This window comes from Aeromonas sp. R10-1 (genome assembly GCF_040908465.1).
GTDB classification, from domain to species: domain Bacteria; phylum Pseudomonadota; class Gammaproteobacteria; order Enterobacterales; family Aeromonadaceae; genus Aeromonas; species Aeromonas caviae.
Genome location: NZ_JBFODT010000017.1, coordinates 246,531 through 262,475 on the forward strand (window position 1 = coordinate 246,531; position 15,945 = coordinate 262,475).

Annotated in this window: 16 protein-coding genes; 7 read left to right on the top strand and 9 right to left on the bottom strand. The window is 64.8% G+C overall.

The genetic code is table 11. The annotated features are described in order from the left end of the window. Positions 1–27: 27 nt before the first annotated feature. Entirely contained in the window at positions 28–306 is a 279-nt protein-coding gene (locus AB5Y93_RS08005; RefSeq protein WP_039039795.1) for a DUF2442 domain-containing protein, read from the bottom strand. Positions 307–562: 256 nt separating this feature from the next. On the opposite strand from AB5Y93_RS08005, the gene AB5Y93_RS08010 reads away from it, so the two are divergent. Next, the gene (locus AB5Y93_RS08010; RefSeq protein WP_239052833.1) at positions 563–2,527 is read left to right on the top strand and encodes an LTA synthase family protein; all 1,965 of its coding nucleotides are present in this window, start codon (positions 563–565) and stop codon (positions 2,525–2,527) included. A gap of 55 nt (positions 2,528–2,582) precedes the next feature. Here AB5Y93_RS08010 and AB5Y93_RS08015 read toward each other — a convergent pair whose 3' ends face one another. Beyond that, positions 2,583–3,053 (bottom strand): Lrp/AsnC family transcriptional regulator, encoded by a 471-nt coding sequence (locus tag AB5Y93_RS08015; RefSeq protein ID WP_010672715.1) that lies wholly within the window; start codon positions 3,051–3,053, stop codon positions 2,583–2,585. A gap of 149 nt (positions 3,054–3,202) precedes the next feature. Here AB5Y93_RS08015 and AB5Y93_RS08020 point away from each other — a divergent pair, with 149 nt between their 5' ends. Next, positions 3,203–3,721 (top strand): tyrosine-protein phosphatase, encoded by a 519-nt coding sequence (locus AB5Y93_RS08020; RefSeq protein ID WP_368229144.1) that lies wholly within the window; start codon positions 3,203–3,205, stop codon positions 3,719–3,721. A gap of 6 nt (positions 3,722–3,727) precedes the next feature. On the opposite strand, the gene metA is transcribed toward AB5Y93_RS08020, so the two are convergent. Continuing rightward, a complete protein-coding gene (metA, locus tag AB5Y93_RS08025; RefSeq protein WP_010672713.1) occupies positions 3,728–4,675 on the bottom strand; it encodes a homoserine O-succinyltransferase in 948 nt (315 codons plus the stop codon). Between the two features lie 144 nt (positions 4,676–4,819). Here metA and AB5Y93_RS08030 point away from each other — a divergent pair, with 144 nt between their 5' ends. After that, a complete protein-coding gene (locus AB5Y93_RS08030) occupies positions 4,820–6,064 on the top strand; it encodes an HD-GYP domain-containing protein (RefSeq protein WP_029313584.1) in 1,245 nt (414 codons plus the stop codon). A 28-nt stretch (positions 6,065–6,092) separates the two neighbouring features. After that, positions 6,093–7,250 carry a CinA family nicotinamide mononucleotide deamidase-related protein gene (locus AB5Y93_RS08035; RefSeq protein ID WP_368229145.1) on the top strand — a complete coding sequence of 386 codons (1,158 nt, stop codon included), beginning with the start codon at positions 6,093–6,095 and terminating at the stop codon, positions 7,248–7,250. Positions 7,251–7,264: 14 nt separating this feature from the next. Here AB5Y93_RS08035 and AB5Y93_RS08040 read toward each other — a convergent pair whose 3' ends face one another. Next, entirely contained in the window at positions 7,265–7,780 is a 516-nt protein-coding gene (locus AB5Y93_RS08040) for a metal-dependent hydrolase (RefSeq protein ID WP_010672710.1), read from the bottom strand. Between the two features lie 394 nt (positions 7,781–8,174). Between AB5Y93_RS08040 and AB5Y93_RS08045 the strand changes: the two genes are divergently transcribed. From AB5Y93_RS08045 to AB5Y93_RS08055, 3 genes are all read left to right on the top strand, one after another. Further along, positions 8,175–9,839 (top strand): FapA family protein, encoded by a 1,665-nt coding sequence (locus AB5Y93_RS08045; protein ID WP_368229146.1) that lies wholly within the window; start codon positions 8,175–8,177, stop codon positions 9,837–9,839. A 113-nt stretch (positions 9,840–9,952) separates the two neighbouring features. Next, a complete protein-coding gene (gene yidA / locus AB5Y93_RS08050; RefSeq protein WP_041214347.1) occupies positions 9,953–10,762 on the top strand; it encodes a sugar-phosphatase in 810 nt (269 codons plus the stop codon). A 363-nt stretch (positions 10,763–11,125) separates the two neighbouring features. Next, positions 11,126–11,896, top strand: a complete 771-nt coding sequence (locus AB5Y93_RS08055; RefSeq protein ID WP_368229147.1) for a gamma-glutamyl-gamma-aminobutyrate hydrolase family protein — start codon at positions 11,126–11,128, stop codon at positions 11,894–11,896. Positions 11,897–12,047: 151 nt separating this feature from the next. Here the strand turns inward: AB5Y93_RS08055 and AB5Y93_RS08060 are convergent, their stop codons facing one another. The 5 genes from AB5Y93_RS08060 to dapF form a co-directional block, all read right to left on the bottom strand. Continuing rightward, a complete protein-coding gene (locus AB5Y93_RS08060; protein ID WP_368229187.1) occupies positions 12,048–12,452 on the bottom strand; it encodes a hypothetical protein in 405 nt (134 codons plus the stop codon). Positions 12,453–12,523: 71 nt separating this feature from the next. Next, positions 12,524–13,234 carry an HAD-IA family hydrolase gene (locus AB5Y93_RS08065; RefSeq protein WP_128296375.1) on the bottom strand — a complete coding sequence of 237 codons (711 nt, stop codon included), beginning with the start codon at positions 13,232–13,234 and terminating at the stop codon, positions 12,524–12,526. Between the two features lie 95 nt (positions 13,235–13,329). Then, complete coding sequence (xerC, locus tag AB5Y93_RS08070) at positions 13,330–14,307, bottom strand: tyrosine recombinase XerC (RefSeq protein WP_368229148.1); 978 nt, start codon at positions 14,305–14,307, stop codon at positions 13,330–13,332. Then, entirely contained in the window at positions 14,300–14,980 is a 681-nt protein-coding gene (locus AB5Y93_RS08075) for a DUF484 family protein (protein WP_010672702.1), read from the bottom strand. Before AB5Y93_RS08075 ends, xerC begins: the two co-directional genes overlap by 8 nt. Positions 14,981–15,059: 79 nt before the next feature. Next, the gene (dapF, locus tag AB5Y93_RS08080; protein WP_029313578.1) at positions 15,060–15,890 is read right to left on the bottom strand and encodes a diaminopimelate epimerase; all 831 of its coding nucleotides are present in this window, start codon (positions 15,888–15,890) and stop codon (positions 15,060–15,062) included. Positions 15,891–15,945: the final 55 nt, after the last annotated feature.

A 15,945-nucleotide genomic window follows, 5' to 3' on the forward strand; every position in this document is an offset into this window, starting at 1 on the left:
CGTTACCTGACTCAACGAGTTAGCATGTCAGAAGCGATGCATGTTGCGATCGGGGAAGGCGGCACGCTCGTCGATGGGCAGGATCAGGTGGTAGACCTCGTGGGCCGCCAGGGTGAAGCCCGAGGGCCACGCCAGTTGATGGCGATCATCGATGAAGACACGGGCGAAGCGACGCTCGGTCTCCATGGCCGCAAACAGCGGCTGGCCGCGCCAGGGGGTGAGATCCAGCACGCCTGTGGTGCCGTCGGAGAGCACCACGAACAGAGACCAGCCCTGCATATATTCCACATCGATGAAGACCGGCATCCCTTCGGCTCCGATTGAGAAATCCGGCGCCATTATAGGCACGACCATTGTCTCGATGTGCCAGCAGGATCACAGTTTCCCCAGCGTTTTATGCTCTCTTCGAACCCTGCATCCCGTCACAAAAAATCATAAAACGTGCCAGTTTCTCCATTTATACCTCCCCCCATGCAACCTTTGCCAGGCGCCACTGTCATACTCCTGCACCATAACAACAATGCGCCCGGGGACTGGGCGCAAACAGGTTTGCAGGAACAATATGACCACCATCAGACAATGGCTGGGACCGGTTTGGCCCATCGCCGTCTTTTCATTGATCGCGCTCATCTCCCTGACCGTCAGCCGCCTTGGCCTGGGGCTCTGGCAACTGGAACGGGTGGATGCCGTCTCTGGCTGGCAGGAGATGCTGCTGCAAGGCATTCGCGTCGACATTGCCACCCTCTGCTGGGTCTGGGGCGTACCCGCCGTCTTGACCCAGTTGCTGGCCGGGCCCCACGCGCCGGGGCGGCTCTGGATGCAGCTTATCCGGATCTGGCTCACCCTGGGGCTCTGGCTGATGCTCTTTCTCGAGATCTCCACTCCCGCCTTCGTCACCGAATACGGGGTGCGCCCCAACCGCCTCTATGTGGAGTACCTCATCTATCCGAAGGAGGTGCTCTCCATGCTGTGGGCTGGCCGCAAGGGCGAGCTGCTGCTGGCCGTGATCTTCAGCGGCGCCGTGCTGGGCGGTGGCTGGTGGCTGAGCGGCCGCCTGGTGCGTGACCTAAGCTTCCCCCGCTGGTACTGGCGCCCCGCCTTCGCCCTGCTGATCCTCGCCGTCGGCTTCCTCGGCGCCCGCTCCAGTCTCGGCCATCGCGCCCTGAATCCGGCCATGGTGGCCTTTGCGGACGATCCCCTGGTCAACGCCCTCACCGTCAACTCCGCCTACTCCCTCTTCTTTGCCATCAAGCAGATGGGGGCCGAGGAGGACGCCAGCCAGTTTTACGGCAAGATGGCTGACCATCAGGTACTCGACATAGTCCGCGAGGAGAGCGGCCGCCCTCTCGGCGATTTCACCTCTGCCGATCTGCCGAGCCAGACTTTCAACACGGCCAGCTACCAGGGCAAGCCCAAAAACCTGGTGATCCTGCTGCAAGAGAGCCTGGGGGCCCAGTTCGTCGGCTCCCTCGGCGGCCTGCCGCTCACCCCGAACATCGATGCCTTGTCGAAAGAGGGTTGGGCGTTCGAGCAGCTCTACGCCACCGGTACCCGTTCGGTACGCGGCATCGAGGCGGTGCTCACCGGCTTCACGCCGACCCCGGCCCAGGCCGTGGTCAAGCTCGGCAAGAGCCAGACCAACTTCTTCACCATCGCCGACCTGCTCAAGCAGCGAGGCTATGACACCAGCTTCATCTATGGCGGCGAGAGCCACTTCGACAACATGCGCAGCTTCTTCCTCGGCAACGGCTTCACCACCATCGTCGAGCAGAAGGACTTCAAGAACCCGGTGTTCGAGGGATCCTGGGGCGCCTCGGATGAAGATCTGATGGCCAAGGCCAACGAGACCTTCGCGGCGCTGCACAAGGAGGGCAAACCCTTCTTCAGCCTGGTGTTCAGCTCCAGCAACCACGATCCCTTCGAGTTCCCCGACAACCGCATCGCCCTGTACGAGCAGCCCAAGCAGACCCGCAACAACGCCGCCAAGTACGCGGACTACGCCGTCGGCGAGTTCTTCAAGAAGGCCAGGGCATCGGACTACTGGAAGGACACCCTGTTCCTGGTCATCGCCGATCACGACAGCCGGGTCGGGGGAGCCAGCCTGGTGCCCATCCCCCGCTTCCACATCCCGGGGGTCATCCTGGGGGACGGCATAGCACCGAGAAAGGATCCCCGCATCGTCAGCCAGATCGACATGGCCCCGACCCTGCTCTCCCTCATGGGCATCAGTGCCGACTACCCCATGCTGGGCAAGGATCTCACTCGCATGCCCGCCGACTGGCCGGGACGCGCCATCATGCAGTACGACAAGAACTTCGCCCTGATGCGTGGCAAGGATGTGGTGATCCTGCAGCCCGAGCGGGCGCCGGAAGGCTTCATCTACGAGGATGCGACCGAAACGCTCACCCCGGCGCAGCAGCCGGACACCATGAAAGATGCCGCCCTGGGGCTGGTCCTGTGGGGCAGCCTGGCCTATCAGCAGGGGCTCTACCGGACGGCGCAGGACAGCCGGCTGGCTCTCAACTGAGGAACCGCCCACAAAAAAACCGCCCTCGGGCGGTTTTTTCTTGCGGCTCACCCCATCAGGGGTGGGGGAAGCAGGGAAGCGAGCGGCTGAACCTGTGCTCGAACACCAGGGAGGTCTCGAGGTGCACCACCTCTTCCCGGGAGGTGAAGTGATCGAAGACGAAATTGCGCAGGTGTTCGGTATCGGAGACGCACAGGTGCACCAGGAAATCATCCTTGCCGCCCATGTGGAACAGGCTGATCACCTCGGGCAGGGCCAGGATGGCGTCGCGAAACGCATCGATGATCTGGCGGCTGTGACGGGCCAGTTGCAGGGAGACCATGGCCTGGATGTGTCCGCCCAGGGCCTGGTAATCCACCTCGCAGTGCGCCCCCTTGAGCACGCCATCCTGCTGCAGCTTGCGCACCCGCTCCAGACAGGTGGACGGCGCCACCCCGACCAGGGCCGCCAAATCCTTGTTGGTCATGCCCGCATCGCGAAACAGATGGGCCAGGATGTCCAAGTCCAGTTGATCCAGGTTTCTCATCTTTACTCCTTGCATCACTCGATTTTTTTAGACTCTGCCCGTAAACCGGGCCGAACACAACGCAGATTGACATCGCCTCCGGCCCCTCTATGCTGTGCCGCACCCGCGGGATGCCGATCCCGTTGACCCCGGCCACCACGAGGAACCCCATGCTCAGTGCCCATCCCTTCTGGAGCCTGGACGTTCCACGGCTCGACGGCCAGCTCCTGCTCACCCCCTGCCCCGGCAGCCAGCAGGTCCCCATGGCCGACGCCCTTGCCCAGTTGCAGCTGGCCGGTGCCGGCGGGGTGCTGACCCTGATGACGGTGGAGGAGCTGGCCCTGTGCGGGCCCCTCTCTCTCGGGCAGCTGGTGCAGGCCAGAGGCATGAGCTGGTTCCATCTGCCCATTGCGGATGACGAGGCACCGGATGCCCCCTTCGAACAGGCCTGGCCCGGGGTGCAACCCCGACTGCTCGCCCTGCTGCGCGAGGGGCGTCACCTTGCCATTCACTGCCACGGCGGAAGCGGGCGTACCGGGCTGGCGGCCGCCCTGCTGCTGATGGCCCAGGGGTTGCCCCAGCAGGAGGCCATGACCCTCATCCGGGCCAGACGGCCACGGGCCTTCACCCTGGCCAGCCACCGTCACTGGCTCGATACCCGTGGACGGCGGCTGGCCGGGGCGGACTGATGGGCTCTATCCCTTGGGCTGCTGGTAGGTAAACACCTTGCCGATGTCTTCCACCTTGTAGCTGGTCAACTGGTAGACGTAATAGTTGAGCCAGTTGGAAAACAGCAGGTGACCGTGGCTACGCCAGGTGGCGCGCGGGGTCTGGCTTGGGTCGTTGTTCGGGTAATAGTTGACCGGAATGACGGGGGTGAGCCCGGCCGCCAGATCCCGCCGGTATTCCCCATCCAGGGTCAGGGCGTCATATTCCGGATGGCCGGTGACGAACACCTGGCGACAATCCTTGGTGGCGGCCAGATAGACGCCCGCCTCTTCCGACTCGGCGAAGATCTGCAGATCGGTGTGGGCGCGGATGAGATCCCCGTCGAAGGCCGCATAGCGGGAGTGGGGCGCCACGAATTCGTCATCGAAGCCGCGCAGCAGCGCCTCGTGCTCGTCGAGGCGGTGGTGGCGATAGACCCCGGAGAGCTTCTCGCCGTGGGTCTGCTTCTCCATGCCGTACAAGGCTTTCAGCGCCGCCTGCACCGCCCAGCAGAGGAAGAGGGTGGAGGTGACATGCTGATGGGACCACTCGATGATCTCGACGATGCGCGGCCAATAGACCACCTCCTCGAACTCCACCAGCCCGAGCGGCGCCCCCGTGATGATCATGCCGTCGTAGTTGTTGCCTCTCACCTGCTCGAAGTCGTGATAGAAGTTCTCCAGGTGCGCCTGGGGCGTGTTTTTCGACTCCCGATCGTCGATGCGCAACAGATCCACGTCCACCTGCAAGGGCGAGTTGGAGAGCATCCGCATCAGCTGGATCTCGGTTTCTATCTTCTTGGGCATCAGATTGAGGATGAGCACCCGCAGCGGGCGGATGTTCTGGGTGACGGCCCGGGATTCCGTCATCACGAAGATGTTCTCCTGCCCCAGCACTTCGGCGGCGGGCAACTGGTCCGGGATCTTGATCGGCATGCTGACTCCCTGTACTGCATCGGTAAATATGTCTGGACATCTAGAAGCCTATAATAAAGCGCTCCCGCTGTCATCAGATACCTTTTGTATTCACCCCGCCCTTTGACTAGCATACGGCTCAGTGTGTCCCTCGTGCCCAACCCCATGACAGGAATCAAGATCTCCGTAGAACGGCTGCAAGTCGGCAATTATGTCTCCCTGCCTTTGGGATGGCGTGAGCACCCGTTTCTGTTCTCCAGCTTCAAGCTCAAGAGCGAGGAGGAGATCGAGCTCATTCGTCGCCTTGGCCTCAAGCTGGTGACCATCATTCCCGACAAGAGCGACACGCCGCCCAAGCCCCTCGGCCAGACCCAGCCCCAGGCGGATGAGGTTGAGGGGGAGGGTCTCGTCGCCCGCCAGGAGGAGATGCAGCAGGAGAAACTGCGGCGCATCGAGCAGTTGCAGCGCTATCGCCGCGACCTGCAGCAGTGCGAGAAACAGTTCCGCCAATCCCTGGCCCAGGTGCGCAACCTCATGGGCAAGATCCAGTCCCGCCCCCTCAACGCCATCAGCGAGGCCCAGGAGCTGATCAACGCCATGACGGAGCAGCTCCTCTCGGTGGACGAGATGGTGCTGCACCTGGTCTCAGACAGCGATGATGGCAACAGCCTGCAGTTTCACTCCCTCAACGTCAGCGTGCTCAGCATGCTGCTCGCCCGGGAGTGCAAGTTGCCGGCCGAGGCGATCCGTCAGGTCGGCATGGGGGCCCTGTTCCACGACATCGGCAAGCTGAGGATCCCGAGCCAGATCCTGCGCAAGACGGAGCCGCTGACCAAGCCGGAGCAGAACCTGATGGCCCAGCATCCCCGCTACGGCCTGGAACTGCTGGGGCTGGTCAGCGATTTTCCGGAAGCAGCCAAGCAGATAGTGCAGAACCACCACGAGTACCTGGACGGCACCGGCCCCCAGGGGCTCAAGGGCGATCAGCTCGATCCCCTCACCCAGATCGTCTCCCTCATCAACGAGTACGACAACCTCTGCCACCTGGAGGCCAAGGTGCCCTACGCGGCCCTCGGCAGCCTCTACAAGCAGCGCAAGTCCCAGTTCAACGCCGATCACCTCGGCATGCTGATCCGGTTGATGGGGGTCTACCCCCCGGGTAGCGTGGTGCAGCTTTCCAACGGCCAGGTGGGGCTGGTGATGTCGGTCAACGCCTCCCGCCTGCTCTACCCCGCAGTGCTGGTATACGACCCCCGCATTCCGCGCCAGGAGGCGGCCATCATCGACCTCGACGCGGCCGGGCTGACCATCGCCAAGGTGATCCAGCCCAAACGCCTGCCCCCGGCGGTGTTCGAATACCTCAACCCCCGCACCCGGATCAGCTACTACTTCGAACACGGCAAGCCCTGAGAGGGCTGGCCCCACCCAAGGAGTCCCCATGCGCATCGAGATCATCAGCACAGGCGACGAGATAGTGACCGGCCTGGTGGTGGATACCAATGCCGCCTGGCTAAGTGCCCTCTTGCTGGAGCAGGGCTGGCAGGTGCGCCGCCGCGCCACCGTGGGGGACAACCTCGCGGATCTGACAGCCGTGCTGCAGGAGAGCGCCAACCGCGCCGAGGTGGTACTGGTGTGCGGGGGGCTCGGCCCCACGGCGGACGACCTCACCGCCCAGGCCGCGGCCGAGGCGTTTGACCAGCCCCTGACCCTGTTCCCGGACTGGCTCGCCACCATGGCCGAACGCTATGCCTGCCGGGGCCGCACCATGGCACGGAGCAACACCAAGCAGGCCTGGCTGCCCCGGGACTGCGAGATCCTCGACAACCCGGTGGGCACCGCCTGCGGCTTTGTGGTCCGCCACCAGGCCAGCCACGGCCAGAGCCGGCTCTTCTTCACCCCGGGCGTGCCGTTCGAGTTCAAGCAGATGGTGCGCGAACAGATCATGCCCCGCCTCAAGGCGCTGGCCGGGGAAGAGACCGACACCGAGCTGCGCCGTTTCTACACCTTCGGCGTCTCGGAGTCCGCCCTCAGCGACATGCTGGATGCGGCCCCCTGGCCTGCCGGCATCGAGCTGGGCTACCGCTCCTCCATGCCTCTCATCGAGCTCAAGCTCATCGGCCACGGTGCCAGCACCGCCGACATGGACGCCGCCGAGGCGAGGCTGCTTGCGGCCATCGCCCCCTGGCTGGTAGGGCGTGGCAACGAGGCGCCTGCCAGCCAGATCCTGGCCCTGCTGGGGGAGCGGTCGCTGCACCTGCAAGAAGGGGAGAGCCGGGGCGCCCTGCTGGCCATGTGTCACGGGCACCCGGCCCTGACCGCCGGCTTCAGCCACACCCTGAGCGACGACCTCACTCAACTGGCGGTGCCCGCCGCCCCCCTGAGCCTCACCATAGGCCGTGCCGGGCCGGACGGCGTGCCGCTGCTGCTCTGCGCCGACGGGCAACTGCACGGCCAGACGCTCAGGGTCAGCCACTCGGATCCCGCGAGCGGTCGCCGGATCCTCGCCTTCGCCGCCCTCGACATGCTGCGCCGCCACCTGCTGGGGCTGCCGGTGTTCGCCGACTACCTCACCCTGACCCGAACGGCCACATGCTAGGAGGGCGCCCGGGGCTAGAAGTGAGCCAAGCCTGCACCGCCATGGACCCAGTACCCGGCGAGCGCCAGGGTCAGCAGGCAGAAGGCCCTCTCGTAACCCCCGCCGCTCTTGAGGGGCAGGCCGGGCAGGCGAAAGCGCCGACGCCAGGGCCAGAGCAGGGGAATGCCCATGGGGGTGAGCCAGTCCCCCAGCAGATGGCTGAGATAGCCCACGATGAGTGCATCCTTCACCGCCCCCGACAGTAACCAGGGGGCTTCCACCTGGGCCAGCCCCCAGACCCCCATCCCCACCGCCAGCAGGCTGTGGGTGAAGCCGCGATGGCCGAACAGCCGGGAGAGCGGCCCCGAGATCCAGGGCAGTTGCCGCCCGAGCAGGGAACGGGGGTGATCGAGATCCGGCAGCAGGGCGCTCGCCAGGGCCATGGGGACGATGTGCCACAGGCTGGCATCGGCCAGGGCCGGAGTCAGTTCGACTTTGTGGGCAAGCAGGACGCAGGTGACGGAAAACAGCAGGTGGCCTTGGGCGGTCATGGGGCTCGTTCGGTTGGACAGAAAAAGGGGCTGATCGATGGCGACCAGGGTCCTCGCCCTGGGGCGGCGGCAGATTAAAATCCTTCTCTTCCTGCCTGGCAAGGTGATTTGCATCGCCACCTTAAACGTGATGGACACTCTGGATAGCGAAAGAATAAAAAGTCAGCATATTGCGCTAAAAAACTGCAATGGAGCCCATGACATGGCCGGCTCCGCCCCTCTCCCGTCAGCCGATATTTCCTCAACCCGGCTCACCCATTTGCATTCAGATCGTTGACCCGGAAGGAAAAATACCCGAATACTGCGCGTTGGATCCGCCCCGGCGGCATTGGATGCCGGCAAGGAGAGGCCCCGGCATGGGGCAAACAGGACAGGGACAACGAAGGAGGGCCCGGTGTTAAGCAAAGCGTGGTTTCAGCTGTCGGCCGACATGAGCTATGTCTGCCTGCGCATCACCCCAGGCCTCACCGAGCCCATCCAGGAAAGCGACGTCCTGGCCCTGCTGCGACTCTCCAACTGCCGGCGCTACGAACCCCTCGGCGAGGGGATCCGCGAAGCCGTCACCCTGCTCAACGCCCTCATCGCAGAGCCGGATGCCCCCGCACATCCGCCAGTCCCCATTGCCCGGCGCCAGGATGCCAGGCTGCTCATCCAGGTGGACAAGGACCAGATGAGCGCCAGGGCGCAGATCACCGCGGACTGGGGCGGCCAGCCCCTGACCCTGGCCCAGTTGCAGGAGGCCCTGGCGGCCAGCACGGTCAAGCAGGGGGCGAGCGAGCGGCTGCTTGCCGCCGCCATCCAGGCAGCGGGTGAGGCGGCACCCGGTGCCCAGCTCAATCCCGTCATCGCCCTCGGCAAGGCCGCCAGGCACGGCCTGGATACCCGCCTGGAGCGGCTGGTGGAGACCGCAGCCGAGCGGATCCTCAAACCCCAGGAGCGGGATCACGGCAAGGTGGACATGCGCGACCTCGGCACCCTGCTCACCGTCAAGGCGGGGGCGTTGCTGATGCGCAGGCACCCCGCCACCCAGGGCATCGACGGCTTCACCGTGACGGGCCAGACCCTGACCGCCCGCCACGGCAAGGAGAGCGCCATGACGCCGGGTGACGGCACCTGCCTCTCCCCCGAGGATCCGGACCTGCTGCTGGCGACCCGCCCGGGGCTCCCCTGTCAGGAGCGTGCCGGGATGCGGGTCGACGAGGTACTCAACGTCAAGCAGGTCGACATCCGCCACGGCCACGTCGAGTTCGAGGGATCGCTGCTGGTCACCGGGGACGTCATGCCCGGCATGCGCGTCAAGACCAGCGGGGACGTGGTGATCGGCGGCTTCGTCGAGGGCGGCTACATCGAATCCGGCGGCACCATCACGGTGCGCAACGGCATCATAGGGCGCAAGCTGGCAGACGACGAATACCTCTGCCACCTCAACGCCGGGGGAGAGATCCACGCCAGCTATGCCCAGTACGCCAAGCTGGAGGCCGATGGCGACATCCATATCCTGAGCCAGCTCAGTCACTGCTATTGCCGCAGCGGCCAGGATCTCAAGGTGGGGGACAGCGCCATGCGCAAGGGGCACCTCATCGGCGGCATCAACATCGCCAACCGGCTCATCATGGCCCCGGTGCTCGGAGCCTCGGCGGCCAACCGGACCCGGTTGCAGATCCTCGGTGGCTATTTCAGCCAGAAGGAGCAGGAGCTGGCGCTGCGCCAGCGCAAACAGACCTGCGCCGAGCAGATAGACAAGCTGCAGGATCTCATCCTGCGTCTGCTGCAACTGCCTCGTGACAAGCGCAATCCCGAGACCCTGCAGAAGATCAAGGCGCTGCGCACCCGCCAGTTCGACGAGAGCAAGAGCCTGGACGAGCAGCTCGCCGAGGCGCAGCGGGAGCTGCAGGCGCTCATGGCCAACATGGACATCATCGCCACCCAGCGCCTCTTCCCCGGCGTCGAGGTGGAGATGGCCCACCACCACAACAGGGTCGACATCGAGCACGGCCCCATCCACTTCGCCATCCGGGAAGATCAGCTGCAACTGACCCCCTACCAGGGCCAGCGCTGAGGGGCAACGTGCCCCCGCGTCGGCAGGCGGCGTGATCCCGGCGGCGATTTTCGCTACACTCGGCCTCCCCATGGCCCCATCGGGCGGGCCGGCCAGACTCAGGTAGTGAGAAGATGTACAAGCTGATCGCATTGGATATGGATGGCACCCTGCTGACCCCAGAGGGCCGAATCTCCCCCCGCACCCAGGCCGCCATCGCGGCAGCCCGCGCCAGGGGCGTGACCGTGGTGCTGGCCTCCGGCCGCCCGCTGGAAGGCATGACCGCCGCCCTGACCGAGCTCGGCCTCACCGGCCAGGATGACTACGTCATCTGCTACAACGGCGCCCTGGTGCAGCAGGTGTCCGAGCAACGCATCATCCGCAGCCAGTTGCTGACCGGCAGCGATGCCCGTGCCATCGCCCACCTGGCCTGTGAGCTGGGGGTGAACATCCACGGCTTCTCCGTCCGCCAGGGGCTCATCAGCCCCAGGATCAGCCCCTATACCGAGCACGAATCCCGCCTCATCGGTCAACCCATCAACCTGGTGGACTTCGCCACCCTGCCCGACGACGAGCAGATCATGAAGGTGATGATGATTGACCCAGAGCCCCTGCTCTCCCGTGCCATCGCCCAGCTGCCCGCCGAACTCCACGAGCGCTATACCGTGGTGCGCAGCGCACCCTATTTCCTCGAGTTCATGAACAAGCGCAGCAACAAGGGCACCGGCGTCGCCGCCCTGGCCGAGCACCTGGGGCTGGATGCCTCCCAGGTGATCGCGGTGGGAGATGCGGGCAACGATCACCACATGATCGCCTACGCCGGACTCGGGGTCGCCATGGGCAACGCCACCGACGAGATCAAGGCGCTGGCACAGCACACTACGGGGCGCAACGATGAAGACGGGGTCGCCCAGGTGATCGAACGTTTCATCCTGAACGCCTGAGTCGACAAGGGGCCCTGTGGGCCCCTTCTGCTATCCGGCCGCCCGGCCAGATGTTTAATATATCCACCATCAAATCGCTCGCCGCACCAGGCATCCCCCCTCAAGCCCCATTAAATGGGACTCACAGCCGTATCCCGGCATCAATGGTTAACATAATTGCATCATTTTGTTTGACATATTGAACGGCCTTGGCAGACTGGAGGCAGGATCCAGGCTGTCGTTGCCAAGGCTGACCGACGATTCTGGCACGCTGGCGCGACCCTGATCCCACGACCATGCCTTGAGGCATGCCCTTGCGAGCCGAGGCGGCAAGGGCCTTCCCAAGGCGCAGGATGAGACCGCCAAGGATAGCCAAGGTGACCTATGCCCAACCCCAGTCCCCATAACAAACCCGTCGTGCTGATGACCATGGGGGCCCAGGCCCGCAGTGGCCACGCCTACCAGGTCATGACCCACAAATACATCAAGCCTCTGGTGGAGATCAGCGGCTGCGTGCCGCTGCTGGTGCCCACCTGCTGTGGCACCGAGGATCTGGAGCAGTATCTGGACCTCGCCGACGGGGTCTATCTAAGCGGTGCCGGATCCAACATCGATCCTGCCCTCTATGGCCAGGAGAACCTCACCCCGGAGAAGCCCCAGGACAGGGACAGGGATCTGTTCGATATTCCCCTGGTGCGCGCCGCCCTCGACCGTGGCCTGCCAATCCTCGGGATCTGCCGCGGCATGCAGGAGATCAACGTGGCCCTGGGGGGCGACATTCACCAGAAGGTCTATTGCGAGCCGGGTTATGACGATCATCGGGAGGATGCGGATGACCCGGTGGACGAGCAGTATGGCGAGAGCCATCAGGTCGAGCTGGTGCCCGGTACCTGGCTGGCCGAGCTGATGGGGCAGCCGTCGATTCCGGTCAACTCCCTCCATGGGCAGGGGATCAAGACGCTGGCCAAGGGGCTGGCCCCCCTGGCCCATGCCGAAGACGGGCTGATCGAGGCGATCCACGCTCCCGCCCTCTCCCCCTTCCTGCTGGCGGTGCAGTGGCACCCGGAGTGGAAGGCCAGCGAGAACCCCCACTCCATCAAGCTCTTCACCGCCTTTGGCGACGCCTGTCGCCGGTTCAGGCAGCAGGTCGGCTAGTCGCCGACCCCTTGCCCTTGAGCCTGGGGAGGGCCTCGTACATCGGGGGCTGCCCAGAGGCATCCGACGTGACGGGCCTGTGAAACCCCCACGCCATCAAGCTGTCCACTGCCTTCGGCGACGCCTCCTGCCCGCTCAGGCAGCAGACGGGCTAGTCGCCAAATCCCTTGCCCTTGAGCTTGGGCAGGGCCCCGCGATCAGGGCGCAGGGTTCGGCAGATATCCAGCCCCTTGAGACCCCGCTGGATATGGTCCGGGGCCTGCCCGAGCACCATGCCGTTGCCGCGATAGAGACGGGCATCCTCCAGCTCGAACAGCTCGCCGCCGATGAGCAGTTGCTCCCGGCCATTCACCACCTTGCCCCGTTTCAGGGGCAGGGTCATGTCCACCTGGATCTCGCCGGTGGCACACCCCTCGCGCCAGCGCGCCTCGTCGGAAAACGGGGAGATGGCGATCTCCCGCCAGGATCCGTCCCTGAACTCCATCCGGTAACGGTCTTGCACCAGATCGCATCCCGCCAGCATCACGGGGATCGCCAGCCAGATGACACCCTTCATTCCCTTCACACCCTTGCTCCCTTGTTGTTATTGCCAGATATAGATCACGGAATCTGTCCCTCATCCCCAGCTCAGAGCAGCAGGGTGGCCAGATCCTGCAACTGCCCCAGCTCCACATCCGGCAGCAGCGACAGCGACTGCCAGGACTGACCGCTCTCGTTGAGCCAGGCGGCCCGAAAGCCGTGCAGCCTGGCCCCCAGCACATCGGTCACCGGGTGATCCCCCACATGGAGGATGCGGCCGGGGGTCAGCCCCAGGGCCTCTTGCACCTGCACGAACATGTCGGGCGCCGGTTTCATTCTGGCTCCCGCTCCCGCCTTGCAGACCAGGGTGAAGTAGCCAGCCAGACCCGCCTGCTCCAGATCCAGGTTGCCGTTGGTGATCACCGCCAGCGGGTAGCGCGCCGCCAGACGAGCCAGCAGGGCGTGAGTCGCCTCGCTCACCTCTATCTTCGAGCGCTCGGCCATGAAACCGGTGAACACCGCCCGGGCCTGCTGCTCCGCCAGCCCGGGCTCCATGCCCCCCTGCACCAGGGCCTCGCGAATGCCCCGCTGGCGCGCCAGGCTGACGTCGTGGCTAAGCGCCGGGTGGTCCAGCAGCAACTGGCGCTTGAGCGCGAGCCAGCGCGGTTTGTCCAGCATGGCGGTAGCCAGGTATTCGCTGCGCAGGTGGTCCAGCATCCACTGTTCCGCCCGCGCGATGGCGGGGCCGTTGTCATAGAGGGTGTCGTCCAGATCGAACGAGATGGCGGCCACCGGCTGCCAGCGACGGTAAAACTGCATGGCTGTTCCTCTTTACTCCTCATCCTCTGGCGTTGCGGGCTCCCGCCTGACCCAGGCGACGTGGAGATTGTCATCCCCGCAGATCGCACACCACATCACTCATCCTCCGGCGTTTCCGGATCCCGCTTCGCCCGCGGGTGGGCACTGTCATATACCTTGGCCAGATGCTGGAAGTCGAGGTGGGTATAGATCTGGGTGGTGGAGAGATCCGCATGCCCCAGCAGCTCCTGCACCGCCCGCAGGTCGCCGGAGGATTCCAGCATGTGGGTGGCGAAGCTGTGGCGCAGCTTGTGGGGATGCACGTGGGCATTGAGAGCCTGCTTGTTGCCCCAGCCGTCGAGCCGCTCCTGTACCGAGCGGGCCGAGAGCCGCTGCCTGCGCTTGGAGACGAACAATGCCTCCCCCTCGTCACCGGCCAGCAGGGGGCGTACCTTGAGCCACTTGTGCAACCACTCCACCGCCATCCGCCCGATGGGCAGCACCCGCTCCCGTGAGCCCTTGCCGATCACCCTGAGCTGGCGCTCGTCGAGCTTCACGTCCGCGAGGTTGAGCCCCACCAGCTCGGCAAGGCGCAGGCCGGAGGAGTACATCAGCTCCATGATGGCGCGATCCCGCACCGCCAGCGGATCCTGCTCGTCGGTGATGTTGAGCAGCTGGTACATCTCGTCCACGTCCAGGTTCTTGGGCAGGGGCCGCCCCTGCTTGGGGGTGACGATGCCACGCGCCGGGTTGGCGGTGAGCCGCCCCTGGCGCACCTGCCAGTCGCAGAAACTGCGCAGGGCCGACACCTTGGTGGCAAGGGAACGGGGCGCCAGCCCTCCCTTGTGCATCCGGGTCACCAGACTGCGCACCTGGCTCGCCTCGAGCCGGGCCCAGTCGTCTACCCCGAGCTTCACCAGCTCGGCGGTCATGGCTTCCAGATGAGCCTGATAGTTGCTGCGGGTGTGGGGGCTGAGCTGGCGCTCGACCCGAAGGTATTCGATAAAGGCGTCCAGCTCCCCCGCCAGTGCGACCGGCAGGGGGTCGGCGGTAGGGGGCGTCTTGGCAGGGGATCGGGTCGTTGCCTTAGCCACGGGCCAGCTCGGGCAGACGCAGCTGCAGCAGACGCCCCAGCTGACCCAGCAGCAGGGTGTCGTTGTGGGGGGTGAAGTGGCTGGGATCCGAGCTCGCGAAGGCCAGCACGCCGAGCTCCCCGAGCCGCATCAGGGCCACCGAGTTGACCAGCACATCATTGCCAAACAGCGCCTGCTTCTCGCTCTGGTTGAGGCGACCGAAATAGTAGTCCGTGCCGGGCAGGCGCTGCCCCAGCAGTTGTTCGAGCTGTTTGCCCTGCGCCAGGAAACGCTGCTCGGGGCCGCTCAGCTGGAAATGCCTGGGATTGAGCCAGAGCCGCAGGCCGGTGAGTCGCAGCCGCTGGACGAAGGCCTTGCCCATCACGGCGCTCAGCTCGAACAGGGTCTGGCAGCCGTAGATCTCCCCGTAGAGATCCGCATAGACCCGGAAGATCCGCTCGTTCTCGCTGGCGACCCCCATCAGTTCGGTGATCTCCTGCTCCAGCTGCTCGATGCGCTCCCGCTGTCTATCCAGCTGGCGCTCCACCAGGGAGATGGTGCCCTTTTGCGCATGGGGAATGCGGATCTTGTCCAGCATGGCCCCGTGACGCAGGAAAAACTCGGGATAACGGGCCAGGTACTCCAGCACTGTGGCTTCATCCACCAGTGATTCCTGCCGTTTGAGTTCGCTCATAACTTGGTTGATCCATCCGAAAAAGGGGCCAAGGGCCCCGATATGATCCGTTGATGGAGCGGGATCACCCGCTCCTTGTCTACAACTCTATCTGGCCGTCAAAGACGTGCTCGGCCGGCCCCGTCATGTAGACGGGCTGACCCGGTCCCTTCCAGGCGATGGTCAGCTTGCCACCCGGCAGGGTGACGGTGACCCGCTCCTTGAGCTTGCCCTGGCTGATGCCTATCACCACGGCCGCACAGGCCCCGGTCCCGCAGGCCAGGGTCTCCCCCACCCCGCGCTCGAAGACCCGCAGCTTGATCTCGCTGGCGTTGACCATCTCCATGAAGCCGACGTTGACCCGCTCGGGGAAGCGCTCGTGGCGCTCCATGATGGGTCCCAGGGTCTCCACCGGCGCATCGGCCACCGAGGGTACCTCGATGACGCAGTGAGGGTTGCCCATGGAGACGGCACCGCACATCACGGTGTGATCCTGGGCCCGCAGCAGATACGTCTTCTCCGCCTTCTGGGCACGGAACGGGATCTTGCCCGGCTCGAACTGGGGCACCCCCATGTTGACCGTGACCTGGTTCTCCCCTTCCAGCTGCAGAGTGATGCGGCCCCGGGCGGTGCTGACCGCGATGCGATCCCGGTTGACCAGCCCCTTGAGACGCACGAAACGGGCGAAGCAACGGGCCCCGTTGCCGCACTGTTCCACCTCGCTGCCGTCGGCATTGAAGATGCGGTAATGGAAGTCGAGCTCGGGGTCATAGGGCGGCTCCACCAGCAACAGCTGGTCGAAGCCGATACCGAAGTGACGATCCGCCAGCTTCTTGATGATGTCGTTGCTGAAGAACACCTTCTGGGTGACGCCATCCACCACCATGAAGTCGTTACCGAGGCCGTGCATTTTGGAAAACTCAATCAACATCGCGCGTTCCTGTCTCACCGTTAATCACGCTCTCACATGGAGGAACGCTGAAAAT

What these genes read in the sequence shown, in the direction of transcription:
- AB5Y93_RS08005 (WP_039039795.1), bottom strand. Translation starts at nt 306, where the DNA reads ATGCCGGTCTTCATCGATGTGGAATATATGCAGGGCTGGTCTCTGTTC.
- AB5Y93_RS08010 (WP_239052833.1), top strand. Translation starts at nt 563, where the DNA reads ATGACCACCATCAGACAATGGCTGGGACCGGTTTGGCCCATCGCCGTC.
- AB5Y93_RS08015 (WP_010672715.1), bottom strand. Translation starts at nt 3,053, where the DNA reads ATGAGAAACCTGGATCAACTGGACTTGGACATCCTGGCCCATCTGTTT.
- AB5Y93_RS08020 (WP_368229144.1), top strand. Translation starts at nt 3,203, where the DNA reads ATGCTCAGTGCCCATCCCTTCTGGAGCCTGGACGTTCCACGGCTCGAC.
- metA (WP_010672713.1), bottom strand. Translation starts at nt 4,675, where the DNA reads ATGCCGATCAAGATCCCGGACCAGTTGCCCGCCGCCGAAGTGCTGGGG.
- AB5Y93_RS08030 (WP_029313584.1), top strand. Translation starts at nt 4,820, where the DNA reads ATGACAGGAATCAAGATCTCCGTAGAACGGCTGCAAGTCGGCAATTAT.
- AB5Y93_RS08035 (WP_368229145.1), top strand. Translation starts at nt 6,093, where the DNA reads ATGCGCATCGAGATCATCAGCACAGGCGACGAGATAGTGACCGGCCTG.
- AB5Y93_RS08040 (WP_010672710.1), bottom strand. Translation starts at nt 7,780, where the DNA reads ATGACCGCCCAAGGCCACCTGCTGTTTTCCGTCACCTGCGTCCTGCTT.
- yidA (WP_041214347.1), top strand. Translation starts at nt 9,953, where the DNA reads ATGTACAAGCTGATCGCATTGGATATGGATGGCACCCTGCTGACCCCA.
- AB5Y93_RS08055 (WP_368229147.1), top strand. Translation starts at nt 11,126, where the DNA reads ATGCCCAACCCCAGTCCCCATAACAAACCCGTCGTGCTGATGACCATG.
- AB5Y93_RS08060 (WP_368229187.1), bottom strand. Translation starts at nt 12,452, where the DNA reads ATGAAGGGTGTCATCTGGCTGGCGATCCCCGTGATGCTGGCGGGATGC.
- AB5Y93_RS08065 (WP_128296375.1), bottom strand. Translation starts at nt 13,234, where the DNA reads ATGCAGTTTTACCGTCGCTGGCAGCCGGTGGCCGCCATCTCGTTCGAT.
- AB5Y93_RS08075 (WP_010672702.1), bottom strand. Translation starts at nt 14,980, where the DNA reads ATGAGCGAACTCAAACGGCAGGAATCACTGGTGGATGAAGCCACAGTG.
- dapF (WP_029313578.1), bottom strand. Translation starts at nt 15,890, where the DNA reads ATGTTGATTGAGTTTTCCAAAATGCACGGCCTCGGTAACGACTTCATG.